This window comes from Nitrospirillum guanabarense (assembly GCF_034653355.1).
Lineage (GTDB): Bacteria > Pseudomonadota > Alphaproteobacteria > Azospirillales > Azospirillaceae > Nitrospirillum.
Genome location: NZ_JAYEER010000004.1, coordinates 183,445 through 210,119, shown reverse-complemented (window position 1 = coordinate 210,119; position 26,675 = coordinate 183,445). Strand labels below are relative to the sequence as shown.

Here is a 26,675-nt window from a genome sequence, read left to right as displayed (position 1 = left end):
TCCACGGTACGCTTAGTAGATGGCATACCTGTCACCCACTGTTATTGCATCACTTATTTGAGGAAGCGAGATTCTGGCATGTGAGATGTCGAATTTACCTTTCCCGCTCGTCATCCCGCTCGCGCCCATCCCGTTCCTGCGCGCGTTCCTGTCCCGTGTCTCCGGTGCATCATGCAGCGGCCCGCGCTCGGCCTCTTCCTGGGCCAGTGCGGGCCGTAGGTTTTCGCGGGCATCGCCGACGGTCACGCCGCTGCGCGTCGCCTCGAACCGGACGATATCGCCCTTGTCATTGGGCCGCTGCGGGTTGCGATAGCTCCAACTGCCATCCTCGCCCTGGCTGGCGTGCAAGGTCTCATGCCCCTTGCGCAGCGTCGCGGCGTGGTGCGTGTCGCCCTTCCATTCGACCGCATAGCCGTGGGCCTGTTCGGCGTAACCGGGAAGGTCCATGCGGCGCATGGCCTGGGTTTCTTCCTCATAGCTGCGCTCGACGGTCGGCTGCTCTTCCCGTTCAAGGCCCGGCGGCTCCGGCTCGGGCTGCTGCTGCGGCTCGCGTTCGGCGGCCTGCTGGCGCTCCTGAACCGCACGAGCCTCGTCCTGCCGCGCGCGCATCTCCTCATTCAGCGCGGGATACAGCGACGGCTCTTCGACGCCGCGCGCCTCCCATTCCTGCCGCGCCTCTTTGGCCTGGTCGCGGAAGCCCTCCGCCCGCACCGCGTCCTCAATGGCGGCACGCTCATGCGCATCGCCGCCGATGGCGCGGTCCATTCCGGCGATGCGGTCATACGCCTGCGCCATGTAATCGGCATGCTCGATATCCCGGCGCAGCGCCAGCATGTCGCGTTTGGCGGGATCGGCTTCGGTCGCTATCGCGCGATCCAACTCATGCCGCTCGCGCTGCCAGGCGGCGGCCTCGGCAAGGCTGGCCTGGGCCAGCGAGCCGTAAGGATTGCGCGGGCTATAGTGCCGCGCCAACGCCTCGCTGTAGCGGACCTGCGCCGATGCCGGAAAGGCCCGGTCATCAACAACCGGCTGAATCCGCACCGCCTCGCGCGGCGGCTCCTCGTCCTGCGCAACCCGCGCCGTCTCGGCCTCGGCGTTGCGCTCGGCGACAAAGGCCGCATGATGCCGGGGCCGTTCCTCGCGCATCCCGGCAAGCCGGGCCTGCTCGGTCCGGCTGGCCTCAAACGCTTCGCCATCCATCCGCCCGATGCGCGCCGCTTCGGCCTCCTGCGCTTCGCGCACGGCCTCCAGCCGCTTCTCTTCATCGGCAACGATGGCGTCGCGGCGGTCCTCTTCCTCGGCCCCGACGATCTTGCGTCGCCGCTCGTCGGCGGCGTCGGCCAGCTTGGCGGCGCGGGCGGGATCGTCCGCCGCGATCTCGGGCAATAGCTCGGCCTCGGCGCGCTGCTTGCGGTTCTCAGGCTCCTTCGCCATCTCGCTGCTCCGCTCTTCATAGGCCGCGACCGCCGCCCGCGCCGCGGCTAAATCCGCGGCCCCCTCGCGCCGCGCGAAATCGAGGATGTCGCCGCGCTGGCGGGCATCAGACGGGTTGCGCCACATCCAACGCCCATCATCGGCACGACGCGCCTCAAGCCGATCCGCGCCGCTCTCGGGCCGCTCGCGTGTCAGTATATATCGGGCGGGGTCTTTCGCATCGGGCGTGACGGTATAGCCGTGCGCGGTGCGCGCATATTCGGTGAGGTCGAGCCGCCGCAGCCTGTCCGCCTCTTCGCGCGGCAGGCGTCCCGCCGTCGGCGCGCTGCCGCCCGCATCGCCCTGACCATCGCCCTGGCCGCCGCGCCCCTGATCGCCCCGGCCTTCACGCGCCTTGTCGAGGTCGATCACCTCCGCCCCGGTGGCGTAGGACAGGCTGGCCTCGTCGTCGCTGGCCCGGGACATCTGCGCCGCCAGCGCATGCTCGCTGGCGGCAAGATCGGTCGAGACGTAAAGATCGACCTCGGCCTTGTGGCGCGTCATGCCGACATAGGCCGTGCGCGCGTGCCAGGCGAAAGCGTTGTCGTACAGCGCATAGACCTGAAGCTGCGTCTTGCCCTGGCCGCGATAGACGGTTCCCGCATAGCCGAGCCCGAATTCATGGAAGCTGTCGGAATCAAAGCGCACCTCGCGCCCGCCATCCGTCTCGACGGTGAAGGCGCTGCCCCGAATGCCCGTCACCGTCCCAAGCGCGCTGTTATAGATGCCCGCGCGCCGGTCGTTGCCGTGGAACTGGATGCGGTCGCCGACGCCGATCTCAAAGCGCCCGCGCACCGTCTCGACCTCAACCCCGGCCTCGACCTCCCCGCGCCGCAAGCGAATATCCCGGATCGCGCGGTTGAGCCGGTTGACCTCGCGGTTCGTGCTGGCATAGACAAACCGCGCCCCATCAGGCCGCTCGCGGCTGTCCTGATCCCAATCGGACAGCAGACGGTCGCGGCTCTCGTCGAGGTCGCCCGACCAGTGAACATGCCCATGCTCGGCATAGGCCCGCAGCCCTTCGCCGACACGCCCCTCGGAAAACGCCTCCGATGCCTCGCGCTGCCAATCCTGTTCCTGCCGCCGGACCTTGCTGATGACGGCGCTGCCATACCGCCCCTTGATCTCGCTAAACATGCCGCCGCGTTCGACGCTCGATAGCTGCCGGTCGTCGCCCACCAAGATCACCTTGGCCCGCGCCTCGGCGGCCCGCTCCATCAGCCGCGCATAGGTGCGCGTGTCCATCATGGCGGCCTCATCCACCATCACCAGCGTCCGCCGGTCCCAGGCGGGGGCGCGGTCCTCCCGCCCGATCTCCTGGTAATAGAGTTCCAGATGGACCGTGCTGCCGTGGCTGAACCCGGCGCGGCGCAAATCGTCGGCGACGGTGTTGGTCGGGGCGAGTCCCACCACCCGCCAGCCCGAGCGCTCATGCGCCTCACGAATTGCGTTGACGACGTGACTCTTGCCCGACCCCGCCAGCCCTTCAACGACGACCAGGCCGTCCGTGCCGGTCGCCCGCGCAAAGGCGGCCTGCTGCTCGCCGTCGAGCGTGCGCGCTTCCTCGACCTCCTGCCGATGCCGCGCCGCGACCTCGCGATGCGGCTGCTTGATCGCCTCCGCCGCCGCCATGACGCGCTGTTCCTCGGCCCGCACCTCGGCGGTCGTGTACCGCCCGACAAACTTCCCGTTCTCGCGGCTATGCAGCGGCACAACGTCCGGCTCGGCCAGCACGGCGGCCCGGATCACCGCCCGCTCGGCAACATCGGGGACATGCTTCTTGATCAGCCGCTCGATGTCCAACTCGGTGAAGGTCGCCCGATGCCGGGTCAGCGCCGCCAGCAACTGCACCGGGTCGCGTGCGGCGGCCTCGTTCTCGGCGCGCGTCTTCGCCGCCCGCTCGTCGGCGGCTTTCGGCACCGTCCGCATGCGCACCGGCCCCTCATGCCGCTGCGCGAAAATGCCGATCTCATCGACGCGGATATCCAGCCCCTGCCGCTCGAAATAGCTGTTCTGGTACTCCCGCCATAATACGCCCCAGCGCTCGGCCTCGGTGACGGCGGCGCGACCGTTCTTCAAGGTCCGCACCTCCGGGTCAAGATCGCGCGCCTTCGCCGCCGACAGCCCGGCCCCCTCGATCCGGCGCGTGGTTACGAGAAGATGCGCATGGATATTCCGGTCGCCGTCATGGGGAGAGTGAATGTCGAGCTGGACGGCCACGCCCTTGCTGACGAAATGCTCGCGCGTAAACTCCGCCGCCATGACGCGCCAATCATCGGGCCCAATCTCCGGATTGCAGGGCAGCGCCAGCAACAACTCGCGCGCCTCCTGCGAGTCCTTCCGCCGCTCCGCCGCCTGGGCCGCGTTCCACAGCGCCGCCGGATCGGCAAAGCGCGCGTCCGCCCCCTCGGGCAACAGCACTTCATGAAAGAGAACAGGATCACGGTGCGCGAAGAAAAAGCGCTCCCCCGTCCGTTCGCATCGTATGTCAGCACGGGCGTTATAGGCCGCCGACCGGCAGGCGTTGCCGCCGTCCGACCGCTTCACATACCGGATGCGGGCAAACTCGATGGCCATGATCCCACTATCTGGTTCACGGCAGCCCACTCTTCAAGGTTGCGTTGGCACAACGCATATTGCGTTTAAACCGTTTCTGCACATCTTATCGGTTTGCATGAACCTCTGGAATTGCAGCACGAAAAGCGCCATCTTCTCCATAGCAGGAGGCGCAACCGTGGCGCGATTGACCCTGGCGGAACGGCTTGAGAAAGCGGCGGCCAAGAAGGCCAAAGCCGAGCAGGAACTGGCGCGGCTGAAGGCGCAACAGCGCAAGGAAGACGCGCGCAAGCTCATGGAGCTAGGCGCGCTCGTCGTCAAGGCGGGGCTGGGGGAATGGCCGCAGGAGGTGCTTCATGCGGCTTTTTTGAAAATTGGTGCAGAACTCCAAAAAAAATAAATGCTGGCGTTATTCCGCCTACGGATTATTTATTTTAATGTTGCATTAACCAGAAAACATTGCTATCTGCAACATATCCATTGAATTCATTGGCGGAGGAAAGAATGAATATAAATAAATCAATGCTGTGGATTGAAAATAAATCCGACATTTTGTTAGATCATTTTTCAAAAAAGAACTTCTTATCTGGTTTATTTATAGCCGCAACTGGAACATGTATTATTGGCGCCGGCCTTGGCATCTCCTCCATAATAAGTGGGGTCTCAATTGTTCTTGCAATGCCCACTATAGTCTGCGGATTTAGCTTCATCGCCAAATCAACGGCTAAATTAATACGAAAAGCAAGCAGCCGGTCCCCAAAAATATAACCGGCATATATCTGAATTAAGTAATATATTCAAATCGGAGCCAGGATTTTAAGGAAGCACCCACCAACTATTACCGCCGTGGCAGCACCATACTTTTCTCTGTTATTTTTCAGATTATTTATATATCTGCGGAATAATGATCTTTTTTCTTTTTCATCTTCTTTTGCACCTAGATACTCAGTCACCATTTCGCCGGCCATCATAGTTGCAAAATCAAAAGCTACACACGCTGCATATTTTTTTGCAATGATTGTTGTTATCACGACCTCTATGGGATTTGAAATACTCGCCTTAATTAACACTTCAAACGCACCATTATCCTCTTCTAATCTATATTCAAAGGTCGTTCTTACTACAATACTACCATTATCTTCGTCCGAAATAATTTCAGAATTTACGTTTACATATCCAGAGCTCCCGAATTTCTCGCCATCGAAGGGTCTATGCAGAATAAAGAAGTTTTCTACAGCAGCGGCTGAAGCCATCATATCCCCCTATAGACACAAACCTACGATAGAATTCCTACCCAAAATATCATATTCTCAATCACGCTAAATAGGAAAATTTGTCGAATTTCGTGTCCTGATCATTACGTCCTATACTAATGACCGCACAGCATAGCCGTATCAGCCAAGCGCGTCGTCCTAGCAAGGCATACACCTTACGTCGCGCCAGAGGTGGCGCTTGCCGTCGATCTCGATATAGCGATTGCGGGCCATGATGCGCCTCCTGCCGGTCGGGCCGCCTCAAGCGGCGGCCCTTTCCTCATCGTCGGCGGCTTCGGCACTCACACCCGGCTGCAACCCGTGCAAATAATCCGCCGCCCGCTGCGCATGGGCCGCCGCGCTGAAGATCGCCCGCTTGTCGTCCTTCAGCACCTTGAGCCATGAGCCGATATAGGCCGCGTGATCCTCCCGCACCTCCGGCGCGATCCCCAAATCCGCCGCGAGGAAAGCCGATCCCAACTCCGCCACCAACTCCTCAGCGGCATAGCCTTCATCGCCCCAACGCTTGCGCCCGAACTCCCGATCCAGCCGCGACTTGTGCCGCGTCCAATGCGTCATCTCGTGCGCAAGCGTAGCGTAATAGCTCTCGGCATCCTTGAAGGTGGCGAAGGGCGGTAGCTGCACATGGTCGTTGTGAACGGCATAGTAAGCCTGGTTGCCGCCGTGGCGGATGTCGGCCCCGGTCGCGGCAAAGAACCTGTCCGCCGCCTCAATCCGCTTCCCCTCGTCCAGCACCGGCACGGCGGGGGCGTAGAAATGCGCCGGAAGCCCTTCGACCTGTTCGACATTGAAGACTGAATAGCCCTTCATGAACGGAATCTCCCGCTCGATCTCCTCCCCGGCATCGTTGGCCTCGGTGCGGGTGATGCGGTTGGCGTAGACGACAAGCGATCCCGTCTCCCCCTTGCGCACATGCGCGCCCAATTCCTGCGCCTGCTTGTAGGTCATCCAGATCGGGCAGGCGAACCCGCGTGCCAGCGCCTCGCCCCATAGCATGATGACGTTGATCCCCCGGTACGGCGTCCCGTTGTGCCGCAAGGGCCGGGTGATCCGCCCCGCCGCATGCTCGGCATTCCAGGGCTTGAACCAGGGCCGCACGCCCTTTTCCAGGTCGGCGACAATGCGGTTGGTGATCCGGCTGTAGATGTCCGCCTTGCTGCTGCTGTTGTTCATTTCCCCTGTCCTCATGTTCGGGTTGCACATGCAACCCGAAGCGAGGCCCCGCGCCGGGGAGCGGGGGAAACGGGGTCAAGGCCAAGCGGCAGGGAGGGGGATCACCCGGCCTGCACGACCATCGGGAGGAAGGCCGGGGACACCCTGCCGCGCGCCCGCGCCCCCGGCGCGGGGAAGCCTTGATGCCGGTGGGGGCGATGCCCCCTTTTTTGACGGAAGGAGTCAGGCGCAGCCTGCAACCGACGGCCTGGCGCACCAGGCCGCGCGCGAAGGATCGTCACCGGATGGCCGAGACGCCACCGGCGGCTCGGGAAGTGGCGCGGGGCGGCACGAGTAGAGCCTGGCCGACCCAATGGGGCGGCAACGCACGGTTCCCGCAATTCCATATGGAAAGGAGAGTATCACGGATAGATAACATTGATCTTTCGGCTATCCATCAGGTATGACTATCAAAAATTGCAATTTCAGACTAATTAACGCATAAATCCGGAAGGCACTGATCCATGGCCAACGCTGAAAGCTTCTTCGAGAACGTCAAGAAGACACCAGATCGGTTCTATATCATCCATTATTCGTCGCAGTCTTTGTTCGATGCCGGCGTAAATGCACATTCTCCGAGAATCACTTCGATAGTAGTTCGCCATTATACGTCTGGCCAAACAGTCAGCTTCTCTATCCACACAATCGCTGAATATCTCAAAATACCTCCCAGCCAAGTGGATACCCAATATGACGATGTGGAAAGAGAGCTTCTAACGCAGTTCTATAATTTCGCCCGAGATCGGCGTGAGAAATATTGGGTTCATTGGAACATGCGTAATGTTACTTTCGGCTTTGAACATCTCGAACACCGATATCGCGTTCTAATCGGTAAAGAGCCACCGAGCATCCCAATAGAGGTTCGCATCAACTTAAATGACGTTTTGAAAAATCGATACGGTGGAGATTACGCCCCTGACCCCAAGATGTTGTCCTTGATGGAGATGAACGGCGGGAAGGTTCAAGGCTTTTTGTCTGGAAAAGAAGAATCAGAAGCCTTCCTGGCTAAGGATTTTATCAGAATGAACACTTCTACTATTGCGAAGGTCGGCTTTTTCAGCTTCGTCATATCGTCATCCATTAGAGGGAAGCTAAAAACAAAAGGGCGAGGCCTTTTGAATTTCATTGATCGGCTTTTAGAAAGCCGAAAGGCGAGGCTCATTGCCGCAGTTAGCGCTATGATCGGCCTGATTGTCGGCTTAATACAACTCATAATTTGGCTGGTTTCCCTTGTGCCCCACACCAGTGGTGGCTGATCAGCCGCACCTACTTGTGGCTAGGCAGCACTATCCGTTAGGCTCCGAATAAATCCACAAGAGCCGATCACTATGACCGAATTCCTGGAAGAAACCGCCGCCATCGTCGCCAGCTATGTCGCCGGAAATCAAATCCCGGCGACAGAACTGCCCGGCCTGATCCGCACCGTGCATGGCGGCCTCCAAGCCCTCACGGCTCCCCCGCAGCCCGCCCCCGAGCCGGAGAAGCTGACCCCGGCGGTTCCCGTCCGCCGGTCGGTGACGCCGGAATACATCATCTGTCTCGAAGACGGCAAAAGACTGAAGATGCTGAAGCGCCACCTGCGCACGGCCTACGGCCTGACGCCGGAGGAGTACCGGGAGAAGTGGGGCCTGCCCGCCGACTATCCGAGGACCGCGCCGAACTATGCGGGGAAGCGCTCGAAGCTGGCGACGCAGGCCGGGCTGGGCACACGGAAGACCCGGGCGAAATAGCCCCAAGCCGCTCGCACAGCGGCAAACGAAGGGGACGGGACAGCGTATTTCCACAAATCAATCCGCGTTGCATAGAGGTGATCGAATGTCAAAGGAAGCAATAACGAAAGAGCTTAGGCGCTTCCTGGCGAGCAATTCACCTGAAGTTCTTTGCATAACTGGAAAATGGGGTGTCGGGAAAACCCACAACTGGAGGGAAGCGCTCGATCTGGCATCCAAGAATAGTTCTGGCCAAAGTGGTTTGGCGTTAAAAAATTACGCCTATGTCTCTCTATTCGGTTTGAATTCCCTGGCTGATCTAAAATATGCCATTTTTGAGAACACGATAAATATCGGATCAGGGGAGACGGAGCCAACTTTCAGCTCCAATTTAAAGAGGCTTAAAGATTTGGGATCAGAGAAAGCCCGCAAGTTATTCTCTTTTACCAAACAAGTGCCAATTATAACAAAATATGTCGGCAATATCGGGACCGCTTGGTTTCTTTTAGTCCGATCACAGATTGTATGCTTCGACGATCTCGAACGGCGTGGGAAGGGACTGGAGATCCGAGATGTTCTCGGCTTGGCGTCCTATTTAAGAGAAGAGAAACGGTGCAAGGTCGTCATCATTCTGAACGAAGATGAGCTAGGGGTCGGCGAGGGAGATTACAAGAAATTTTTGGAGAAGGTGGTAGATATTCGGGTAACATTTTCACCGTCGCCTAAAGAATGCATATCGGTGGTAGCAGGCGACGAAAATGATATTGATAAATGGATTTCGGAAGATTGCCTGAAACTCGGAGTGTCAAATATCAGGGTCATCCGGAAAATCAAGGAGACGTTCGAAAGATTGCTGCCGCTTATTCAAAATTTTGATTCTGAATTACGACGCAACATTATGCATTCTATCGCTGTCCTGACTTATGCTGTCTACAAACCCGACGAGGGGAAATTCCTTGAATATTTGACAAATATAAGAGGAAAGATTCGCAGGAATTCGGAAAATGGACCGGGCCAGAATCAAGAGGAAGAAGAATGGGGCGCGATGCTAAATGTGTACGATTTCTATGCGGCGGACGAATTCGATTTAGAGCTTTTGAATGGAATTCAGAATGGTTTTTTTGATGAAGGTCTAATTGTCACACATGCGTCGAAGATGCAGCAAGATATGGAGTACAGAAGGCGGCAAGACTCCCTATCATCTGCATTGAAACTCTATCATGAGAGCTTCGACGATAACGGTGCCGACCTAGCTGAAAATCTTATTTCCGCCATAGAAGCCGGAGGCTCCTCGATCGACGCCATGAACTTCAGCCATTCGATTGAGCTTCTAAAAAATTTGGGAAGGGGCTCCGACGTCCCAAATATAATATCTAGATATATTTCCGCGAACGACGAAAAAGGGAAGGAATTCTTCGACCTCAATTCCCACCCCTTTCGGGAGAGAATCACCGACGCAGACGTATGGGCAGCTTTCGCCGAGAAATTCGAGACATTCCGAGATACAAGGTCAGCCGTCAGCGTTCTTCTCGATATAGCGAACAGCAGAGGATGGAACCCCGAAGACATTATCTTGCTTTCTCAGGTATCAGCGCAGGAATTTAAGGAAATGTTCCTAAAAGAGAGAGGCCCGCATTTGTCAAAGCTGATCTCAACGGCCTTAAATTTCTCGAAATTCGGAAATTCATCAGCGGAGATGAAGGCCATAACGGCTCGGGCGACCCAAGCCTTGCAGGAAATTGGGGCTACTTCATTGCTCAATCGTCGGAGGGTCGAAGAGTTCGGCGTCCAAGTCCCGGATTCCTCACCGAACGATACGCCCTCGCCAACATCGACCTCATCAGATGAGGACGCGCCCTCGTCATGATCGATACAAACCGAGAGCGCTACCCCGCCAAAAGCGCCAACGCCAGCATGGCAAAGCATCCGCCATACCAAAGCGCCTTGCCCAATCGCGGCCAGCGCCGCAGGGCCGCGCCGGATACGGCGATCAAGAGCAAGCCCCACCAGACATAGCTCATCCGGTTATCCAACCGGCCAAGATAAAAGCCGGAAGCAAGGGCGGCCAGGATCGCCGCGACGTCCAGCGCCAGCCAGGCGGGCGATGGGCGGCGGCGATGATTGGCGTGAGGGGTGTCGGTCATGGCAGGGAAAGATTCCGGCGGTTGATTTCGTCGCGGTATTCCTGGGCGCGGCTGCTGAAATGCCGGTTGCCCGTCGCGAACATGAAGGCCGCCCATTTGGTGGACCAGCCAAAAACAGGCGCGGCGGCTTCGGGGATCGCCGCCAGGCGGGTCAAAATCCGGCTCAGCCAGGAGGGCGGCCAACTGGCTGCGGCGGCCTTCTGAGCCAAGCCGGGAACGCCCGCGAAAGCGCCCGTCGCGCCGCCCAGAAAGCCGAAGGCGTCGCGGCTGCGCGTCGCAACCTTGTATGCCGCCACAAGCTCCTGATCGCTCAGCAGCGGCGGAAAATCTTCCGGCTGCTGTAGGGCCTGCTGGCACCGGGCGATCAGCATGCCCGCCATCAGGCTTCCTTGCTGGGGGCCATAGGCTTTCACCAGCCGGTCCTTGATCCGCGCCATCAGCGCTTGCAGCGCGCCGGAATCAAGGCGGCGGACGGACAGCATGTCATTCAAGAGAAGCTGAACCTCGGGGGCATGATAGTCCATCGCCCCCAAGGGAAAGTTGAGATGCCAGAAATCGACCAGGGATTGCCCGGACGGCACGCGGCCCACGGGCAGCGCCGCCCGATCCACGGGCCGCCCGGTGGCATCCATGACGACCTGATGGATGCCCAGCTTCAGCGCCTGGTCCAATTCCGCGTCATGTGCGGCGTTGGTTATGTCCGTCACGATGCGCTCTCGCCGCCCGCTGCTAACCTGCGATACCTAAACGGACCTAGATCGCCGCTCAAGAATAGCAAGGGGGCTATGCCGACCGGCATAAGCGGCCTTGGCCCTATCCCCGCCGCGCCGCTGCCGCCTCCGCATCCCCATGCTCAAAGGCCGACGCCATCCGCTCGATCTCCCGCGCCGACAGCCCCAGCCGGGCAGCCTGGCTCCGCCACTGCGCAACGGCCCCGGCAACCTCCGCGACGATCTCCCCGGCCCGCGCCTTGGCGAGCCCGAACCGCCCCGCCACATCCATGACCAGCGCGAAGGAGGCCGTCGTATCCTCCTCGTCAATCGCAGTCGAAAGCACGCGTGGCCTGATATCGACCGGCACGGGATTGAGGTCGTAGGCGGGCGAGAGCCGCCAGCCGCCGCCCGTGTAGAGAAAACCGTGATTGCGCAGATGGTCGTCGGTATTCGAGATGAGGACGCTGAAGAGGATGCGCCGCCACAGGTCGGCGATATCGGCGGCGGGGGCCGCGCCGTGCTGGCGCAGCGCGTCCACGATCTCAAGATAGCTGTGCGTCTCGTTGTCATTGGCCCCGAGCATGCTCATGGCGGACAGGAACGGCACGCGCCGCCCGCCGTCGCGGTCGAAGCGCCGCAGCAGCAGGACCGGCCTGCCGCCGACCTGTTCGAGACGCCAGTCGGGAACGGGAATGCCCGCTTGCGCCGCCAGCGTCAGGGCCAGCGCTTCCCACAGCACGATATCGGTCTCGTCGCCCTTCTGCGGGAATTTGGCGATGGCGAGTTGGCCGTCGCGGTCGCGCACCGACGCCTTGGGCCGCGCCCCGCCCAGCGACGAGCCAGGGGCCAGCAACAGGCGCAATTCCTCCTCGCCCTCGCTATCCGCCGCGACGCTCTCGGCGGCGGATAGCAGGCGCGGCAGTTCGATCAGCGGCGGAATTCGCGCCGCACTATCCGGCGCAAGAAAGGGGCCGCCTGGCTGCTCGGCGAAGCGCAAAGCCCCCTGCCGGGCCTCGTCATCCACCATCAGCAGATAGTCGAGTTCGAACAGCGTCCGGGGCGCGCGCGCTTCGCGCCTTGCGCGCTGCCGCTCCGCCCGGCGCATCAGCGTGCGCCCCCAGCGGTCGGGCGCGGAATCCCCCAGCGCGCCGAACAGGGCCTTTTCCGGCGGCGTATGGAACTGCCCCGCCGTCAAGGTCAAAGCGGGCTCAAGCGCGAAGCGCTCCGCGCTGGCGAGCCAACCCGGGTCATATTCGAAAGAGGCTGTTTCCCGGCCACGCCGCACCCGCGACCATAGCCGCCCGACAAGGCGCGGCTGCCGATCAAGATCGACATAGACGAAGACGGCCCGGTCGCTCATGACGGCTTCTTTTCCGCCGCGCGCCGCCGGATGCGCTGCGGCAATTGTTCGTCGGCCAATTCGATGCCGACGCTGTCATGGCTGGCGTCGGCAAGATCGGCCAGCCGATCCGTCATGCCCAAAATAAAGAGGATGGTCGCGTAGATGCCAAGGGAAACGGTCGGGTCGCCCTGTTCCGCTTTACCCAGGGTCACGCGGCTAATGAAGGCCCGCTCGGCCATCAATGCGGTCGGAATGGCCCGCCGCCGCCGGGCCGCACGGATGTCCGCGCCCAGCTTGCGCAGGGCGCGCTTTACGGGTAGGGGAAGGGTATCAGCGGCGGCGCTTCTCATAGATCAACGTTCAATATAATGAGCTTTACTCATATTTATGTAAACTATATTGATCGCTAAAACAAGTCCCCCAGAGATAACCGACAATCCCTATGGGCTTTTACCCCACCTCCTGATTCGCCACCCAAGGCGGCGGCGGAAGCCGCCCGGAGGACACGGCGGCGCTGATTTCCGCCGCCCGCCGCTCCATGGCCTGCCGGGTGCGGATATCGAGATGCAAGGCCCCCAAACCGCTCGGCGCGCTGATATCCGTCTCATGCTTGTCCTGACACCAGACCAGCCGCCAGGCGCTATTGAAGGCCGGGCCGAAACTCATGAACAGGCAACACTGGCCGTCGGCCAGAATCTCCCCAAGGGCGGCAAGCGCCTCCTCGGCCTCGGGGATCGGGTCGCCGGACGGCATTTCCACAACCCACACATTAGGCCCCGAATCCCAATAGCCGATAACGAAGCGGGAAATTGCCGCGTAGCCTTCGTGCGGCCCCGGCCCGACCGGCGGCGGGTCGAGCAGGCCAACGAGACGGAATATCTCCTCCTTCTCGGCACGGAAGGCGTCCGTCTGCCTGATATGGTCCTCCATCGCGGGCCTCTCGGCTTCAACGATGGCGGCGGCGACCTTGCGCCGCCAACCGTCCAGCCGCTCCGCGCCGCTCATGTCGTCAGATGCGGCCCCCGTTCCAGCGTCCTGCATGCCCGCCTCCATCGCCGATTAAACACACGCAAAGATAGCGCATCACGATCAAGCAATGATTAATGGCGCGCATCCGGCCTTCCTTCGTATGCCGACCGCGCCCCTCCCGTCCTTCCGGCTGTCCTTTCTCGCGCCGTTCGTCGGTTCAAGGCCGCAAGCGCTGGCGCTCCTCCTCTGCGTTCCGGCCTGACGGTGCAGCCGCCTCCGCCGTCGCCAAGGCCCGCCGCATGAAGGCCGCGATGGGGGCGGTCGAACGAAGGAGGCCGAACATGCGGGCAATCAAGATCATTCTCGAACTCTGGTGCGAACTGGCGGGCTTCCGCCTGCACCTGGAATACCAGCGACCGGCCACGCCGATTCGCCGCGTTGCCACTGCTCCGTTCAAAGCCCTACGCCGTCGGGCAACGGTCTCACGATGACGGCCAGGCCGCGCGCGACCGTCGCGTGCGGCCCAACCGCTTCGTGTGGGCTCATCGAAAAGGAAGAACGGGCCAAGCCCGGAATGAGCGCGCCGCCGGGCGGCGCTACGCGGGCCTAGCAACGGCCCGCGAACAAGCAAACACGCGGCAAACCGTTCGGTTCGCTTATCGCGCGCTTGCTCAAGAATATGTTTAGATGGTGCGGGCGGTCGGAATCGAACCGACACTCCTTTCGGAACCGGATTTTGAGTCCGGCGCGTCTACCAGTTTCACCACGCCCGCGCGGCCCTCTATCTAGCCCAAGAGCCCAAAAATCGGAAGGGGCTAAATCGGCCCCTCAGAGCCTGATTGGGGTTTGCCCTTCGGCGCTGGCTTGGGCTTCGGCCTACGAACATTAATTGCCGCTGCGTCAAGAGTAGTCTTGAGGTGAGAAGCATAGAACTTCTCGATCATCTCGACGCTAGTCCGGCAATTTTTTGCAATCTGATAGATATCAGCCCCATCCATCAATCTCAAGCAAATGTACGTGTGCCGAAGACTATACGCAGCCCGGCGATTTCCGTCCCGGTCGAATTTTAACCCTTCCTCTTTGAGAATTGTATTCAGCAGCTCATGCCGTTCCCCTGGGAATATCAAGTCAGTCGGGTAGGTCGGGCGAAGGTCTTCCTCTCCTTCCTCCGCCCGCATGTTCCGACCGGCGGCTTTCGGCCTTAGCCGTGCCTGCAATCGCTCGAAGGGGCGCACAGCACTCGCCGTGCTTTTGCAGTGGCCGACGCCGCGCTTGCCGCGCACCTCGATCTCAAGGATGGTCTCGCCTGAGTCGCGGTCTTTGACGATCTGAACATCCCGAAATTCGAGCCGCGCCGCTTCGTCGGGGCGCAGGCCGGTATTCGCCATGAACAGCACATAATCGTGCATTTGCTCATAATACCATACCCAGCGTTTCTTCGGCGGCTGCTGGACCCGTCGCCGCGTCGCCTCATAGAGGCGCTTATACTCGTCGGGGCCGAACCAGCCGCGATGCGAGATTTTGACCGATCTGTCGTACTTTGTGGCCAGCCTCGGCAATCGGTCGAGCCCGCCTTTGTCCATCTCAGATGTCAGAATCTGCCGGAGAGCCACGATCTCTTGATAAATCGTGCTACGGGCAGGGGGCTTGCCCCCCGGGGAGTCTTAAATCCGGTGGATACGGTATTGCTAAATCTTGGCGGCGGTGATTTCCGGGAAAGTCAGGTCGCCAAAGAAGGGGATCAGATGCCCTCGGATGCGGGCAATATGCAGCTTGATGTATTTGGGGCTGCGGGTGCCTGCGCACAGCACCGTGAATTCCGCAATGAACTCCTCCGCACCTTCACGAAACAGCCTCTCGCGGGGCGCTGGAACCTTCGCCGCCGGGGCCGGTTCGCTGCCCTCGACCTTGATGCTGTTCATGCCTTTGCGGAGCGCGGCACGCAGTTCGTAATACCAATCCTCCGCCACTTCCTTGGCGTGGGACAGGCTTTCTTCTTTGGTGCTGCGGCGATGGTTTTGACCGTTGAGATAGGCCGAGCATTGCCAATGGCGGCCATCTCCTCGCTTGTAGAGATGAACCTTGCCTTCAAGGATTGTGTGCTGCTCAGACATGCCACACATCTCCCACACCCGCGCTGTGCACGATTTTGTGTAAGTGATGTGTAAGTGTATCAAAAGTTGCTTTAGATTTGGATAACGCCGTAACGCATTGACAGATATAGGGGTTTTTGCCTAAGTTAATAGGCCTCATAACATTTTGAGTCTGCCGCGTCTACCATTTCGCCACGGAGGCACCGGGCGCTTTCAAGCGTGCGGCGGATCATAGCGATAGAAAGCCGGGGGTCAAGCGCCGCATGAGGTCGGCGGATCATGGGGCCACCATGGGGGGGCGCCACGGGGTTGACACGCGCCGGGGCGGGGGCGGCGGTTGCGGGCGCGAAGCGCACCTGATAGACGGGTAGCGCCCGGCCCCGCACCCATTGCCAGGGGCCCCGCTGTCGGAGATGCCCGTTGCTGCGTAGCCTTTACAATTGGACCATGCGCCTTGCCGGCCACCGCCATGCCATTTGGGCGTTGGCCGGTGTTTCCTTCATTGAAAGCTCCGTCTTTCCTCTCCCGCCAGACCTATTGCTAATTCCCATGGTTCTAGCGGATCGCCGTAAGGCATTCCTATATGCGGCCGTATGCACCTTAGCGTCTGTCGCCGGCGGTTTCTTAGGCTACGCTATCGGCCACTTTCTTTGGGAAAGTCTTGGTCAAAAGATTATTCAAACCTATGGCCTGATGGATGCATATATCCGGTTTAAAACAAATTTTGACCAATATGGTGCTGAATATATTATCATTAAAGGCCTTTTACCTGTCCCTTATAAAATAATTACGATTGCCAGCGGCGCCTTCAATTTCGATCTCGCTACTTTTGCCGTCGCTTCCTTGATCTCGCGAGCCCTTCGCTTCTTCTTAGTGGCCGGTTTGTTCTGGAAATTTGGCGAGCCCATCCGCACATTTGTGGAAAAGTGGCTGACTCTAGTTACCACGGCATTCGCGGTGCTGTTGGTCGGCGGTTTCGTCCTCGTCAAGTATCTGCACTAGTCGGTCACCGTTACAGTATCACCACCCAAAGGACCACCGCCCCATGACCACCTACGCGCCCGGCCCGACCGCCGCCCCGTCCCCGCTGGCCCACCCCCGCCTGCCGCAGGCGGCGCTGGTGCTGGCGTCGGTCGGCGCCCTGGGCACGGCGCTGCTGTCGCAGTATGTCGGCGGCCTGCATCCGTGCGAGTTCTGCATCTGGCAGCGCTGGGCCTATGTCGCCGCCATCGTGACGCTGCTGCCCGGCCTGGTGAACCCGCGGTTCCGTACCGTCTCGCTGGTCCTGGGCGGCCTAGCCTTCCTGGCCGGTGCGGCCATCGCCGGCTTCCACACCGGGGTGGAGCAGCACTGGTGGGAAGGCTTCACCACCTGCAGCAGCAGCCTGCCCAAGAACCTGACGCTGGATCAGTTGCGCGAGCGCCTGCTGTCCGCCCCGCTGGTGCGCTGTGACGAGGCGCAATGGACCTTCCACGGCATCTCCATGGCCGCCTTCAACTTCCCGGCCTCGCTGATCCTGGGCCTAGTGGCCTGGGCGGCCGCCCGCGCCGGCGCCAAGCGGGCCTGAGGATACGCCCATGACCGCCACCGCTGACGCCCCGAAGCCGGCCGCCGCTAAGCCCACCGAACGCTTGGCCCGCCGCCCGTTGCCGGGCGATCTGGGCACCGAGGCGCAGATCGCGCGCATCATCCGCGTGGACCAGGCGGGCGAATACGGCGCCGCCCGCATCTACGCCGGCCAGCTGTCGGTGCTGGGCAAGAGCCCGGTGGGCGCCACCATCCGCCATATGGAGGAACAGGAGCGCGTCCACCTCGACACCTTCAACCAGATGATGGTGAAGCGCCGCGTGCGCCCCACCGCCCTGCAACCGCTGTGGAAGGTGGCCGGCTACGCCCTGGGTGCGGCCACCGCCCTGATGGGCGAACGGGCGGCCATGGCCTGCACCGTCGCGGTGGAGGAGGCGATCGACGCCCACTACGCCGAACAGGCGGAGCGCCTGGGCCCGGGTGAATCCGAGCTGAAGGCCACCATCGAGAAATTCCGGGCCGAGGAGCTGGAGCACCGCGACATCGGCCTGGCCCATGACGCCGAGCTGACCACCGGCTATCCCGTGCTGTACACCCTGATCAAAGCGGGCACCCGCGCCGTCATCTGGGTGGCGGAACGCGTCTGATCATGGCGCGGCGGCGCCCGCCTTATTCTCGTCGCCGCCCAGCCTGTACGCCAGCCTGAGATAGACGATCCGCCCCGGCACGGCCAATTCCGACCGTTCCCGATACTGCGGCGTGTCGATCCATGTCACGCGCCGCACGCCATTGAACACGTCGTTGGCGGTGACGATCAGTTTCAGCCGTGACGTCACGTCATGGCCATAGGACAAGGTCACCGACTGATAGCCGGACCGCGTACCGCCTGCCTCCAGCGACCGGCCATGCAGTTGCGCCTGGAGTTGCAGGCGGTCGCCCTCCGCCGGCGTCCAGGTCAGGTTGACCTTGGTCAGGTGCGTGAACAGGGCGCCGGTATAATTCTCCCCGCCAACCGGTATGGATTCCCGGACGCGGGACAGGTCGGAACTGAGGCCGATTGCCCAGTCCGGCCCCAGATGGAAATCCACCGCCAGATCCAGGCCGGCCGACGTGCCGCTGCCCGCGTTTTCCACCGTGGAGACCAGGGCCGTGTCGCCCGGTGCCGCGGCATAGCGATAGTCCACGATATCGTCGGTCAGACGGCGCGCGTACAGGGTGCCGCTGGCCGTCACTTTCGCCGCCGTATAGGTGTAGCCGGCCGCCACCGAAGCCGTGCGGCTGGGCCGTAACCCGGTGTTGCCCAGGATGGTGGTCGCGCCCACGATGGTTTGAAGCGGGTTCAGCTGTTCGGTCGTCGGCCGGTCAATGCGCCGGGTGTAGCTGAGGCTGACGCGGCTTTCGGGGCTAAGGTCCCGGCCCAGGGATAGACTGGGCAGCCAGCGCAGGTCGTTCGAGTCCGGCATGCCATCCGCCGCCGCCAGGAACCGGGTCGCCATCAACTCCACCCGCAGCCCGCCCTTGACAAGCCAGGGGCCCAGCAGGCGCTGATAGCTGGCATAGCCGGCGCTGAGGGTGCGGTTGAGGCCGAAGCGCGCGGCGGGGGTGGCGCCGAAGCCGCCGTCACCCGGATCACCCACCGCCCCCGCCTGATAGGCCGACTGCACCCGGTCCGAACTCGACCTCGAAACCCAGCTTGAGCTGTTCCTCCCGGGGCAGCGGCAGGACATAGTCGCCGCTGACGGTATCGATCAGCTCATGTTCGGTGTGCCGCTGGCGATAGATGTCCTCAACAGACGCGGGCACCTGGAAGAGCTGGTCATCGGTCTGGTCGCGCAGCGTCTCATGGTCTTCATGGCTGGCCTTCACGGTCAGCGTGTCGCCGCCGAACACCCCCTTGCGGACGTAATCGCCGGTCAGGGAGGCGTGGTCGAAATGCTGCGGGGCGCGGTCCTGGGTGACGCTGCGGCTGGTCACGCCGCCATCGGGGCCATAGACGCCGAGATCATTCTGATATTGGCGCGGCCGGTGGCGCAGGGCCCCTTCCCCACCGAGGCTGAGCGTGTCGTGGTCCGAGGCGGCATAGGACACGGTCAGGGCGCCGGTGGTGTTGGTGTAGGGCACGAAGGTGGAGCGATGCTCCACCAGACGGCCGGCGGCCGATCCATCCGCGTTCTTGGCCGTCCGGTCTACGTCCAGCAGGTCGTAGCGGATGTCGTCCCGCACGTCGGCCGAGCCGCTGAACGTCCAGGCGCCCAACCCGACGGAGCCGGCGGCCGAGCCGCTGCGCCGCCCCTGCGGACCGATGCCCACCCCCAGGTCCGCCTTGGCCGCCGACGTGCGCGGCTTGCGCGTGACCAGGTTGATGACGATGCCGGCATCCTCCCGGAACTCCGGACCGGGGTCGGTGATGACCTCGATCTTGGCGATGGTGTTGGCCGGCATGGATTGCAGGGCCGTCGCCAAGGGCATGCCGCGCAAGGCCGCCGACGGCTTGCCATCGACCATCACCGTGACGGCGGCGCCATGCACGCGGACCTTGCCTGCCGGGTCGACACTGACCGCTGGCAGGGCGGTCAGGACGTCGGCGACGCTACCGCCCCCCTTGGCCTGGAGGTTGTTCGTCAGGTCGTAAACCGTGCGGTCGTCCAGATGCATGGCTTCCGGCGGCGTGGCCGTGACGGTGATTTCCGTCTGCGCCAGCGCTGATGGCGCGGCGACGGCAAGGCCAGCGATGACCGCGTTTCGAAAGCCCCTGACCTTCACCCTATTCCCCCTTCAGGCGGTCTGCCGCGAGCACGCGGGATGCCTGCTCCCGACAGCGGGGGCCGGGAGGTCGCAAGCACGGGTGCAGCTGGAAACGGGGGAATGGCCCCTGGAAAAGCCGGGTACACCCTTCGCTTTTCTCAGGCCATCCCGCCCCCGCCACTCGGTAATGCCTTAAAATTCCAGCATTTGATTGCCGGCGCAAACGACGATACCTTGGCGCGATCCTGAGTTTTTCTAAGGACGAGCCCCATGCCGCTCAGCGCCATTTCCTTGAACGCGCTAAGGGCCTTCGAGGCCGCGGCCCGGCATCTGAGCCTGACCCGCGCGGCGGCGGAACTGCATGTCACGCAATCGGCGGCCAGCCATCAGGTGCGCGGGCTGGAGGAGCAACTGGGCGTCAGCCTGTTCCGCCGCAGCACCCGGGGCCTGATCCTGACGGATGAAGGCCAAGTCCTGGCGCCCACGATCCTGGAGGCCTTCGCCATGATGGAGCGGACGCTGGACGCCGTCAGCGCGAACGGCCCGGCGGAGATCGTCAATTTGGGCGTGGTCGGCACCTTCGCCGTGGGCTTCCTGTTCGAACGCCTGGGCGCGTTCCGGGCCAACCATCCGCGCGTCGACCTACGCATCATGACCAACAACAACAAGGTCGACCTGTGGACCGAGAGCCTGGACCTGGCCATCCGCTTCGGCAACGGCGCCTGGCATGGCGTGGAAGCGCACCACCTGATGGACGCGCCCATGACGCCGCTGTGCGCGCCGGCCGTGGCCGCCACCCTGGCGACGCCAGCCGACTTGGCCGCCCATCCGCTGCTGCGGTCTTATCGCGCCCAGGATTGGCCGGCCTGGCTGAAGGCGGCCGGCGTGCCCGGCATCCCGGCGCGGGGCCCCCTGTTCGACGCCTCCACCCTCATGGTCCAGGCGGCCATCGTGGGCGAAGGGATCGCGCTGGCGCCGCCCGCCATGTTCCGGCGGGAGCTGGCGGAGGGCCGGTTGGTCCAACCGTTCGACGTGCTGGTGGATACCGGGTCGTACTGGCTGACGCGGCTGTTCTCCAAACCGCTGACGCCCGGCATCAAGGCCTTCCAGGACTGGGTGCTGGCGTGCACGGCGGCACGGCGCTGACCAATTGTCAGAACGGGTCCAGCTCGGTGTCCCAGTACAGGAAGTCGCGCCAGCTTTCGTGCAGGAAGTTGGGCGGAAAGGCCCGGCCGTTTTCCTGCAGCTGGAAGACCGTGGGCTGGAAGGGGGGCTCAGGGGGATCATGCCGCACACATGGGGCAGCCGGTTGCCCTTGGCCAGGTTGCAGGCGGAGCAGGAGGTGACGACGTTGTCCCAGGTGGTGCGTCCGCCGCGGGAGCGTGGGATGACGTGGTCGAACGTCAGTTCCTGGGTGGGGAAAGGCTCACCACAATACTGACAACAGAAATGGTCGCGTAGGAAGACGTTGAAGCGGGTGAAGGCCGGCCTTCGTGTCGCCGGTACGTATTCCTTCAAACTGATGACGCTGGGTATTCGGATTTCCGCGGTGGGCGACCGGACGACGCGGTCGTAGACGGATATGATGTTGACCCTGTCCAGGAAGACGGCCTTGACGGTGTCTTGCCAGGACCAAAGGGACAAGGGGAAGTAACTGAGCGGCCGAAAATCGGCGTTCAGCACCAAGGCCGGACAACTGTCTAGTGGTGGAGACAATACCACCCCCGCACCGTTCCGAGGACGGCCGCGGGCCGAACCCACGGCCAGAAATCATCGTCTTCTTAACCTTTCCCGCCCGTCTCGGCAATCCTCGCCTTGGTGGGGGGCCCGCTATTTCACGATAACGTCATACCGTTACCCACAAGATGTGGGGGCGCCGCCCCGCCCTACCCCTTTTTATAGGGGCGTCGGCACCGTTCCACCCCAGCAACTCGGGGGGATGCGCGGGATGGGCAAGACGGGCCCGCCGATGGTATCAGGGGGCATGGACCAGCCCGTCACCCGCTTCGCCCCCAGTCCCACCGGCCTGCCCCACCTGGGCCACGCCTATTCCGCCCTGTTCGGCTGGCACGCCGCGAAGGGCCGGGGCGGCACCTTCCTGCTGCGCTTCGAGAATATCGATCCCAACCGGTGCCGGCCGGAGTTCGAGGCGGCCTTCACCCGCGACCTGACCTGGCTGGGCCTGAGCTGGCCGCAACCGGTGCGCCGCCAGTCGGAACACCTGGCCGACTACCGGGCGGCCCTGCACCGGCTGACGGCCCGGGGCGTGCTGTACCCCTGCTTCTGCTCACGCAAGGACATCCAGGATGAGATCTCCCGGGCCGGGGCGGCGCCCCACGGACCGGAAGGCCCCCTCTATCCCGGCACCTGCCGCCATATGGACCCAGGCCGCCGGGCCGATCTGCTGGCCGCCGGCACGCCGCACGCCCTGCGTCTGAATGTCACGGCCGCCACGCGCCAGACCGGGCCGCTGAGCTGGACCGACCGGGAGGCCGGGCCGCAGGTGGCCCAGCCGGGCGTTCTGGGCGACGTGGTCCTGGCCCGGCGCGACGTGGCCACCAGCTATCACCTGGCGGTGACGGTGGACGATCACCTGCAGGGCGTCACCTTGGTGACCCGGGGCCGGGACCTGATGGAAGCGACGCATGTCCACCGCCTGTTGCAGGCCCTGCTGGATTTGGACGTGCCCCTCTGGCACCACCACCGCCTGTTGACGAACGAGCGCGGCGAACGGCTGGCCAAGCGCGACGGGGCGGCCAGCCTGGCGGCATTGCGTGACGGCGGCGCCACACCAGCCGAGGTCTGTCATCACTTGGGCATGGAAACGCCTTGATCGCTAAAAGACTTGATCAAGAATGGGTCGCGCTCATCTAGCCATGCGCGCACACCTCGCTTTTTAGCGAATTTTTCGCCACCCAGACGGAAGGCCCCGTGGTAAGAACGCGCCATGCCTGATGCAGATACCCTCGCCCACTACCGCACCCTCGTCAAAGACACGACGATAGACGGCAACACCCTGCTGTCGACGGATTACTTCAATCACTTCAACGAAGTGATCATGTTGTTGTCCATGCTGGGCGACATGCCGGAGATGCTGGACGAGATCAGGGCCTGGCAGCCCAAGACCTACAAGCAGCACTTCGAGGGTAGCGGCCTGGGCTTCGCCGCCCTGGCCATCGACGCCTACGACCATGTGCCGCCCGAATATCGCCAGCCCTTTGATCGCGTGATCGCGGAACTGGAGGCCACCATCGCCGAGGCGGTGGTGACGCTGGAGGCGGAGCTGGGCTCGCCCGAGGTGCTGGGCTTCATGGCGTCGGACTATTGGCAACGCCTGCAGAAGCTGGTGGACCGGGGCAGCGCCATCGTCCATGGCGCCACCGAACAGGCGACCCTGGATCAGGACGCGATCGACGCGCTGTTCTGAGACCCTCGAGCGGCGGGCGTGCACCATTTCTGAGCGCCTCGGGCGCCGGCGGGGCATCCGCCCCTTGGCTGATCCTCAGTTTCCAGTCCGCTTCGCTCCCCGGAAACTTCCGGCGGACGCAGTCGCGTCCTATGAAATCAGAAGGGGCGTGGGACTCAATCCACCGCTCTTAAACCGGTCACCAAATCCATGTAATCCGGCTCATGGTCCGGGCTGAGCTGGCCGTGGCGGATCAGGAAGTCGATCACCACCAGGTTGACGTTGAACTTCCAGTCGTCGGTGGTGCGCACGCTGTCGGCCACGCGTTCCAGCGGCCAAAGCTCGAAGGCCTCGACCTCGCCATCCGTGTTGCGCGGGATGATGTCGCGACTGAGCGCCAGATCATAGCAGAACAGGGTGTCGCGGCGCAGGCCGGCCACCGTGTCGAAGACATAGGTGATGGCGCCCACTGGCACGGCGGCGCGGGCCAGGCCGGGGTCCAGCCCCGCCTCCTCATGCGCCTCCTTCACCAGATTTTCCGTCAGGCTGAGACCGGCCGGCTGGCCGCCCGCCACCATGTTGTCCAGCTTGCCCGGGGCCACGCCTCGGTCGCGGGCGCGGCGGCCCACCCACATCTCGATACGCCCGTCCGGGCCGGACACATAGCCGTTCACGTGCAGGCCGAAGCCGCGCACGCCGAAACCGGGCACGGCCGCCCGGTCGAGTTGCAGCAGCTCCGGCTGGCCCCACTGCGGCAGCACCGGAAAATCCTCGCCGCGCAGGGGAGGCACCAGGCCCTCCGCCGCCAGGACCGCCACCACCTCGGCCGCCGCCTGGCTGCGGCGCGCGGGATCGGGGGGCAGCAAGTCGAGCAGGGGCGCGGCCCCGCCGGTGAGGCGGAAGGCGTCGCTGAGGCCCGCCACCCGGTCGGCGAAGGCATGGCGCACATGACCCACCGGCCGGCCGTTGACCGCGAAGGGCAGGAAGGCCGTCGCGTCGTGGGCGTTGCACGCCTGGATGTGTCGAATGAAGGCCATGCCCTGGATCTAGCCCGGCCAAGGCGCGGATGCAATGGCGCCCATGGCGGCCAAAGCGTCGCGGTTGATCCTCATCAATCCCTATTGCCAAAGGGTTAGGGTCGGACCTGGCGACTGGTTGTCTTTACGAAAGATTCATCAAGACGGCGTGATTTTGACACGCCCGCACGGTGCCCGCCGAGCGCCGCATGCACGACCGGGAGAAAATCTTGACCCCCAATGACGACTCCATGCTGCGCCAATTCCAGGAACGCCTGGCCTTCCTGGAAATCGACACCGCCACCCGGGACACGCTGCGCAGCCTGCGTCCCCATGTCGAGCGCGAACTGCCCGCCATCCTGGACCGCTTCTACGCCAAGCTGCGGACCCAGCCGGAGATCTTCAAGCTGTTCGGTGGCGACGGGCATTTGTCGCATGTGAAGGACATGCAGATGCGCCATTGGGCGGCCATCGTCACCGGCACCTTCGACACCACCTACCTCGACAGCGTCATCCGCGTGGGCCGCGCCCACAACCGCCTGGGACTGGAGCCGCGCTGGTACATCGGCGGCTACGCCTTCATCACCGGCGAACTGCTGTCCATGGTCACACGCATGGACCGGCGCGGGCCTTTCACCTGGCTGCGCCCACGCCTGGACGTGGTCCGCCTGCAGCAGGCCCTGCTGCGCGCCGTCATGCTGGACATGGACCTTGCCATCTCCGTCTACACCGAGGAGGGACGCAAGGACCGGCGGCGGGTATTGGAAACCCTGGCCCAGAGCTTCACCGACACCATGGCCGGCGTTGTCGACGGCATCGGCAGCGCCGTGGGCGGGTTGCGCCAGGATGCCAGCCTGCTGACGCAAGCCGCCGACCAGTCGCTGGCGCAAAGCACGCAGGCCGATACGGCCGCCGGCAACGCCGCCAGCAACGTCCAGTCGGTGGCCAGCGCCACGGAGGAATTGTCGGCCTCCATCACCGAGATTGGCGCGCGCGTGGCGCAATCCAACAAGATTTCGGCGCAGGCGCTGGAGACGACCCGCCGCACCGACGGCGCCGTGCGGGGCCTGGTCGCCGCCGCGGCCCGCATCGGCGACGTGCTGAGCCTGATCAACACCATCGCCAGCCAGACCAACCTGCTGGCGCTGAACGCCACCATCGAAGCGGCGCGGGCCGGCGAGGCCGGCAAGGGCTTCGCCGTCGTCGCGGGCGAGGTCAAGGCCCTGGCCACCCAGACGGCCAAGGCGACCGAAGAGATCTCCACCCAGGTGGGGGCCATCCGCCATGTGTCGGAAGAGGCGGTAACGGCGATCAGCCAGATCGGCAGCGTCATCGCCGGCATGGACGAGATCGCGACATCCATCGCCAGCGCGGTGGAGGAACAGAGCGGCGCCACGCGTGAAATCGCCCGCAGCATCACCCAGGCGGCCACCGGCACCGCCGGCGTGTCGTCCAGCATCGGCCATGTGACCAATGCCGCCCGGCAGACGGGAGCGGCGGCCGACCGGGTCAACCGCTCGTCATCCGAGTTGGGGGTGCAGGCCCAGCGCCTGCGCGACGGGGCGCAGACCTTCGCCAACCGCCTGCGGGAAAGCGCCTGACAGCCTGGGAGGAAGGTGCCCCAAGCCGATGGGCAAGCGCACCGGCGCACGCTATAATCGTTCGCATGGGCACGTTCCTCTTCTTCTGCCTGGGCGCCACCATGCTGGCCGTGCTGGGCGTACTGATCCTGGGCCTGTTCACCATGGCCCGGGGCGGCGACAAGGCCGGCGCAACGGGCAACCGCCTGATGTGGTGGCGCATCCGCCTGCAGATCCTGGCCGTGGTGCTGTTCATCCTGACGGCGCTGGCCCTGGGGCACCACGCATGACGGCGCGCGGGGCGGCGGCATGGTCACACTGACCCGTATCTACACACGGGGCGGCGACAAGGGCCAGACCTCGCTGGGCGACGGCCGGCGCGTGGCCAAGCATGACCTGCGGGTTGAAGCCTACGGTACAGTGGATGAGGCCAACGCCGCCATCGGCCTGGCCCGCCTGCACACCGCCGGAACACCAGCGGACGCCTATCTGGCCCGCATCCAGAATGACCTGTTCGACCTGGGCGCCGATCTGTGCACGCCTGAACAGGAAAATCCCAAATACCCGCCATTGCGCATCGTCGGCGCCCAGGTCGAGCGGCTGGAGCGGGAGATCGACACGCTGAACGCCGATCTGGCGCCGCTGTCCTCCTTCATCCTGCCGGGTGGTACCCCCGCCTCCGCCTATTTGCACCAGGCGCGAACCGTCACACGGCGGGCGGAACGGCTGGTGGCCGCCCTGGCGGAGCGGGAACCGGTGACGCCCGCGGCCTTCAAGTACCTGAACCGCCTTTCGGATTTCCTGTTCGTGCTGTCGCGCCATGTTAACGACAGGGGTGCGCTTGACGTCCTATGGGTGCCCGGCGCCAACCGCCAAGAGCCTTAAACCCTTGGGTTTAGGCCATATTGCAGTGCAA

At 63.1% G+C, this 26,675-nt stretch carries 27 protein-coding genes, 1 tRNA gene and 1 pseudogene; 14 read left to right on the top strand and 15 right to left on the bottom strand.

All coding sequences use genetic code 11. The features are described from left to right. Nucleotides 1–12 precede the first annotated feature (12 nt). The gene (locus tag UAA55_RS19005; RefSeq protein WP_322954708.1) at nucleotides 13–4,050 is read right to left on the bottom strand and encodes an AAA family ATPase; all 4,038 of its coding nucleotides are present in this window, start codon (nucleotides 4,048–4,050) and stop codon (nucleotides 13–15) included. Between the two features lie 157 nt (nucleotides 4,051–4,207). On the opposite strand from UAA55_RS19005, the gene traD reads away from it, so the two are divergent. Continuing rightward, nucleotides 4,208–4,429, top strand: coding sequence for a conjugal transfer protein TraD (gene traD / locus UAA55_RS19000; protein WP_322954707.1), 222 nt, complete (start codon nucleotides 4,208–4,210; stop codon nucleotides 4,427–4,429). Nucleotides 4,430–4,826: 397 nt separating this feature from the next. On the opposite strand, the gene UAA55_RS18995 is transcribed toward traD, so the two are convergent. Together UAA55_RS18995 and UAA55_RS18990 are read right to left on the bottom strand one after the other, a co-directional pair. Next, nucleotides 4,827–5,285, bottom strand: a complete 459-nt coding sequence (locus UAA55_RS18995; protein ID WP_322954706.1) for a hypothetical protein — start codon at nucleotides 5,283–5,285, stop codon at nucleotides 4,827–4,829. Between the two features lie 258 nt (nucleotides 5,286–5,543). Next, nucleotides 5,544–6,476 carry an ArdC family protein gene (locus UAA55_RS18990; protein ID WP_322954705.1) on the bottom strand — a complete coding sequence of 311 codons (933 nt, stop codon included), beginning with the start codon at nucleotides 6,474–6,476 and terminating at the stop codon, nucleotides 5,544–5,546. Nucleotides 6,477–6,979: 503 nt separating this feature from the next. Between UAA55_RS18990 and UAA55_RS18985 the strand changes: the two genes are divergently transcribed. The 3 genes from UAA55_RS18985 (at nucleotide 6,980) to UAA55_RS18975 (ending at nucleotide 10,091) form a co-directional block, all read left to right on the top strand. Further along, the gene (locus UAA55_RS18985) at nucleotides 6,980–7,771 is read left to right on the top strand and encodes a hypothetical protein (RefSeq protein ID WP_322954704.1); all 792 of its coding nucleotides are present in this window, start codon (nucleotides 6,980–6,982) and stop codon (nucleotides 7,769–7,771) included. A gap of 72 nt (nucleotides 7,772–7,843) precedes the next feature. Continuing rightward, nucleotides 7,844–8,245 (top strand): Ros/MucR family transcriptional regulator, encoded by a 402-nt coding sequence (locus tag UAA55_RS18980; protein WP_322954703.1) that lies wholly within the window; start codon nucleotides 7,844–7,846, stop codon nucleotides 8,243–8,245. Between the two features lie 85 nt (nucleotides 8,246–8,330). Then, nucleotides 8,331–10,091, top strand: coding sequence for a hypothetical protein (locus UAA55_RS18975; protein ID WP_322954702.1), 1,761 nt, complete (start codon nucleotides 8,331–8,333; stop codon nucleotides 10,089–10,091). Nucleotides 10,092–10,110: 19 nt separating this feature from the next. On the opposite strand, the gene UAA55_RS18970 is transcribed toward UAA55_RS18975, so the two are convergent. The 5 genes from UAA55_RS18970 to UAA55_RS18950 form a co-directional block, all read right to left on the bottom strand. Beyond that, nucleotides 10,111–10,368 carry a hypothetical protein gene (locus tag UAA55_RS18970; protein ID WP_322954701.1) on the bottom strand — a complete coding sequence of 86 codons (258 nt, stop codon included), beginning with the start codon at nucleotides 10,366–10,368 and terminating at the stop codon, nucleotides 10,111–10,113. Further along, the gene (locus tag UAA55_RS18965) at nucleotides 10,365–11,075 is read right to left on the bottom strand and encodes a hypothetical protein (protein WP_322954700.1); all 711 of its coding nucleotides are present in this window, start codon (nucleotides 11,073–11,075) and stop codon (nucleotides 10,365–10,367) included. The genes UAA55_RS18970 and UAA55_RS18965 overlap by 4 nt, the downstream gene beginning before the upstream one ends. A 106-nt stretch (nucleotides 11,076–11,181) precedes the next feature. Beyond that, nucleotides 11,182–12,441: a type II toxin-antitoxin system HipA family toxin gene (locus tag UAA55_RS18960; RefSeq protein WP_322954699.1), complete on the bottom strand. Its 1,260-nt coding sequence runs from the start codon at nucleotides 12,439–12,441 to the stop codon at nucleotides 11,182–11,184. Continuing rightward, a complete protein-coding gene (locus UAA55_RS18955) occupies nucleotides 12,438–12,773 on the bottom strand; it encodes a hypothetical protein (protein ID WP_322954698.1) in 336 nt (111 codons plus the stop codon). The genes UAA55_RS18960 and UAA55_RS18955 overlap by 4 nt, the downstream gene beginning before the upstream one ends. Nucleotides 12,774–12,873: 100 nt before the next feature. Next, a complete protein-coding gene (locus tag UAA55_RS18950) occupies nucleotides 12,874–13,464 on the bottom strand; it encodes a hypothetical protein (protein WP_322954697.1) in 591 nt (196 codons plus the stop codon). 269 nt (nucleotides 13,465–13,733) lie between these two features. Between UAA55_RS18950 and UAA55_RS18945 the strand changes: the two genes are divergently transcribed. Continuing rightward, nucleotides 13,734–13,883 (top strand): hypothetical protein, encoded by a 150-nt coding sequence (locus UAA55_RS18945; protein WP_322954696.1) that lies wholly within the window; start codon nucleotides 13,734–13,736, stop codon nucleotides 13,881–13,883. Nucleotides 13,884–14,080: 197 nt separating this feature from the next. Here the strand turns inward: UAA55_RS18945 and UAA55_RS18940 are convergent. From UAA55_RS18940 to UAA55_RS18930, 3 genes are all read right to left on the bottom strand, one after another. Next, nucleotides 14,081–14,165: transfer RNA gene (locus tag UAA55_RS18940), tRNA-Leu, on the bottom strand. A gap of 42 nt (nucleotides 14,166–14,207) precedes the next feature. Then, nucleotides 14,208–15,005 (bottom strand): hypothetical protein, encoded by a 798-nt coding sequence (locus UAA55_RS18935; RefSeq protein ID WP_322954695.1) that lies wholly within the window; start codon nucleotides 15,003–15,005, stop codon nucleotides 14,208–14,210. Between the two features lie 75 nt (nucleotides 15,006–15,080). Beyond that, nucleotides 15,081–15,506, bottom strand: a complete 426-nt coding sequence (locus tag UAA55_RS18930) for a hypothetical protein (RefSeq protein WP_322954694.1) — start codon at nucleotides 15,504–15,506, stop codon at nucleotides 15,081–15,083. Nucleotides 15,507–15,905: 399 nt separating this feature from the next. Here UAA55_RS18930 and UAA55_RS18925 point away from each other — a divergent pair, with 399 nt between their 5' ends. Genes UAA55_RS18925 through UAA55_RS18915 form a run of 3 tightly spaced genes read left to right on the top strand, consistent with a single transcriptional unit; the run spans nucleotide 15,906 to nucleotide 17,659 of the window. Next, nucleotides 15,906–16,487, top strand: a complete 582-nt coding sequence (locus UAA55_RS18925; protein ID WP_322954693.1) for a YqaA family protein — start codon at nucleotides 15,906–15,908, stop codon at nucleotides 16,485–16,487. A 43-nt stretch (nucleotides 16,488–16,530) separates the two neighbouring features. Next, nucleotides 16,531–17,052: a disulfide bond formation protein B gene (locus UAA55_RS18920; RefSeq protein WP_322954692.1), complete on the top strand. Its 522-nt coding sequence runs from the start codon at nucleotides 16,531–16,533 to the stop codon at nucleotides 17,050–17,052. Nucleotides 17,053–17,062: 10 nt separating this feature from the next. Beyond that, nucleotides 17,063–17,659, top strand: a complete 597-nt coding sequence (locus tag UAA55_RS18915) for a demethoxyubiquinone hydroxylase family protein (protein WP_322954691.1) — start codon at nucleotides 17,063–17,065, stop codon at nucleotides 17,657–17,659. Here UAA55_RS18915 and UAA55_RS18910 read toward each other — a convergent pair whose 3' ends face one another. Both UAA55_RS18910 and UAA55_RS18905 read right to left on the bottom strand, forming a co-directional pair. Next, nucleotides 17,660–18,676 (bottom strand): TonB-dependent receptor domain-containing protein, encoded by a 1,017-nt coding sequence (locus tag UAA55_RS18910; protein ID WP_322954690.1) that lies wholly within the window; start codon nucleotides 18,674–18,676, stop codon nucleotides 17,660–17,662. It lies immediately after the preceding gene. Beyond that, nucleotides 18,642–19,775 carry a TonB-dependent receptor plug domain-containing protein gene (locus UAA55_RS18905; RefSeq protein WP_322954689.1) on the bottom strand — a complete coding sequence of 378 codons (1,134 nt, stop codon included), beginning with the start codon at nucleotides 19,773–19,775 and terminating at the stop codon, nucleotides 18,642–18,644. Before UAA55_RS18905 ends, UAA55_RS18910 begins: the two co-directional genes overlap by 35 nt. A 252-nt stretch (nucleotides 19,776–20,027) precedes the next feature. Here UAA55_RS18905 and UAA55_RS18900 point away from each other — a divergent pair, with 252 nt between their 5' ends. Further along, nucleotides 20,028–20,903 carry a LysR family transcriptional regulator gene (locus UAA55_RS18900; protein ID WP_322954688.1) on the top strand — a complete coding sequence of 292 codons (876 nt, stop codon included), beginning with the start codon at nucleotides 20,028–20,030 and terminating at the stop codon, nucleotides 20,901–20,903. A 7-nt stretch (nucleotides 20,904–20,910) separates the two neighbouring features. On the opposite strand, the pseudogene UAA55_RS18895 reads toward UAA55_RS18900, so the two are convergent. Continuing rightward, nucleotides 20,911–21,479, bottom strand: a pseudogene (locus UAA55_RS18895) (HNH endonuclease). 226 nt (nucleotides 21,480–21,705) lie between these two features. Between UAA55_RS18895 and gluQRS the strand changes: the two are divergent. Then, nucleotides 21,706–22,590 carry a tRNA glutamyl-Q(34) synthetase GluQRS gene (gene gluQRS / locus UAA55_RS18890; RefSeq protein ID WP_322954687.1) on the top strand — a complete coding sequence of 295 codons (885 nt, stop codon included), beginning with the start codon at nucleotides 21,706–21,708 and terminating at the stop codon, nucleotides 22,588–22,590. A gap of 114 nt (nucleotides 22,591–22,704) precedes the next feature. Continuing rightward, nucleotides 22,705–23,184, top strand: a complete 480-nt coding sequence (locus tag UAA55_RS18885) for a hypothetical protein (RefSeq protein ID WP_322954686.1) — start codon at nucleotides 22,705–22,707, stop codon at nucleotides 23,182–23,184. A 155-nt stretch (nucleotides 23,185–23,339) separates the two neighbouring features. On the opposite strand, the gene UAA55_RS18880 is transcribed toward UAA55_RS18885, so the two are convergent. Continuing rightward, complete coding sequence (locus UAA55_RS18880) at nucleotides 23,340–24,200, bottom strand: DUF4743 domain-containing protein (RefSeq protein WP_322954685.1); 861 nt, start codon at nucleotides 24,198–24,200, stop codon at nucleotides 23,340–23,342. Nucleotides 24,201–24,409: 209 nt separating this feature from the next. On the opposite strand from UAA55_RS18880, the gene UAA55_RS18875 reads away from it, so the two are divergent. From UAA55_RS18875 to UAA55_RS18865, 3 genes are all read left to right on the top strand, one after another. Then, on the top strand, nucleotides 24,410–25,780 hold the full coding sequence (locus UAA55_RS18875; protein ID WP_322954684.1) for a globin-coupled sensor protein: 1,371 nt from the start codon (nucleotides 24,410–24,412) through the stop codon (nucleotides 25,778–25,780). Between the two features lie 65 nt (nucleotides 25,781–25,845). Beyond that, nucleotides 25,846–26,049 (top strand): twin transmembrane helix small protein, encoded by a 204-nt coding sequence (locus UAA55_RS18870; RefSeq protein WP_322954683.1) that lies wholly within the window; start codon nucleotides 25,846–25,848, stop codon nucleotides 26,047–26,049. Between the two features lie 19 nt (nucleotides 26,050–26,068). Further along, nucleotides 26,069–26,644 (top strand): cob(I)yrinic acid a,c-diamide adenosyltransferase, encoded by a 576-nt coding sequence (locus tag UAA55_RS18865; protein WP_322954682.1) that lies wholly within the window; start codon nucleotides 26,069–26,071, stop codon nucleotides 26,642–26,644. Nucleotides 26,645–26,675 lie beyond the last annotated feature (31 nt).

Coding starts and splice junctions, on each gene's coding strand:
- UAA55_RS19005 (WP_322954708.1), bottom strand. CDS start 4,050: ATGGCCATCGAGTTTGCCCGCATCCGGTATGTGAAGCGGTCGGACGGC.
- UAA55_RS18995 (WP_322954706.1), bottom strand. CDS start 5,285: ATGATGGCTTCAGCCGCTGCTGTAGAAAACTTCTTTATTCTGCATAGA.
- UAA55_RS18990 (WP_322954705.1), bottom strand. CDS start 6,476: ATGAACAACAGCAGCAGCAAGGCGGACATCTACAGCCGGATCACCAAC.
- UAA55_RS18985 (WP_322954704.1), top strand. CDS start 6,980: ATGGCCAACGCTGAAAGCTTCTTCGAGAACGTCAAGAAGACACCAGAT.
- UAA55_RS18980 (WP_322954703.1), top strand. CDS start 7,844: ATGACCGAATTCCTGGAAGAAACCGCCGCCATCGTCGCCAGCTATGTC.
- UAA55_RS18975 (WP_322954702.1), top strand. CDS start 8,331: ATGTCAAAGGAAGCAATAACGAAAGAGCTTAGGCGCTTCCTGGCGAGC.
- UAA55_RS18970 (WP_322954701.1), bottom strand. CDS start 10,368: ATGACCGACACCCCTCACGCCAATCATCGCCGCCGCCCATCGCCCGCC.
- UAA55_RS18960 (WP_322954699.1), bottom strand. CDS start 12,441: ATGAGCGACCGGGCCGTCTTCGTCTATGTCGATCTTGATCGGCAGCCG.
- UAA55_RS18955 (WP_322954698.1), bottom strand. CDS start 12,773: ATGAGAAGCGCCGCCGCTGATACCCTTCCCCTACCCGTAAAGCGCGCC.
- UAA55_RS18950 (WP_322954697.1), bottom strand. CDS start 13,464: ATGCAGGACGCTGGAACGGGGGCCGCATCTGACGACATGAGCGGCGCG.
- UAA55_RS18945 (WP_322954696.1), top strand. CDS start 13,734: ATGCGGGCAATCAAGATCATTCTCGAACTCTGGTGCGAACTGGCGGGC.
- UAA55_RS18930 (WP_322954694.1), bottom strand. CDS start 15,506: ATGTCTGAGCAGCACACAATCCTTGAAGGCAAGGTTCATCTCTACAAG.
- UAA55_RS18920 (WP_322954692.1), top strand. CDS start 16,531: ATGACCACCTACGCGCCCGGCCCGACCGCCGCCCCGTCCCCGCTGGCC.
- UAA55_RS18915 (WP_322954691.1), top strand. CDS start 17,063: ATGACCGCCACCGCTGACGCCCCGAAGCCGGCCGCCGCTAAGCCCACC.
- UAA55_RS18900 (WP_322954688.1), top strand. CDS start 20,028: ATGCCGCTCAGCGCCATTTCCTTGAACGCGCTAAGGGCCTTCGAGGCC.
- gluQRS (WP_322954687.1), top strand. CDS start 21,706: ATGGGCAAGACGGGCCCGCCGATGGTATCAGGGGGCATGGACCAGCCC.
- UAA55_RS18885 (WP_322954686.1), top strand. CDS start 22,705: ATGCCTGATGCAGATACCCTCGCCCACTACCGCACCCTCGTCAAAGAC.
- UAA55_RS18880 (WP_322954685.1), bottom strand. CDS start 24,200: ATGGCCTTCATTCGACACATCCAGGCGTGCAACGCCCACGACGCGACG.
- UAA55_RS18870 (WP_322954683.1), top strand. CDS start 25,846: ATGGGCACGTTCCTCTTCTTCTGCCTGGGCGCCACCATGCTGGCCGTG.
- UAA55_RS18865 (WP_322954682.1), top strand. CDS start 26,069: ATGGTCACACTGACCCGTATCTACACACGGGGCGGCGACAAGGGCCAG.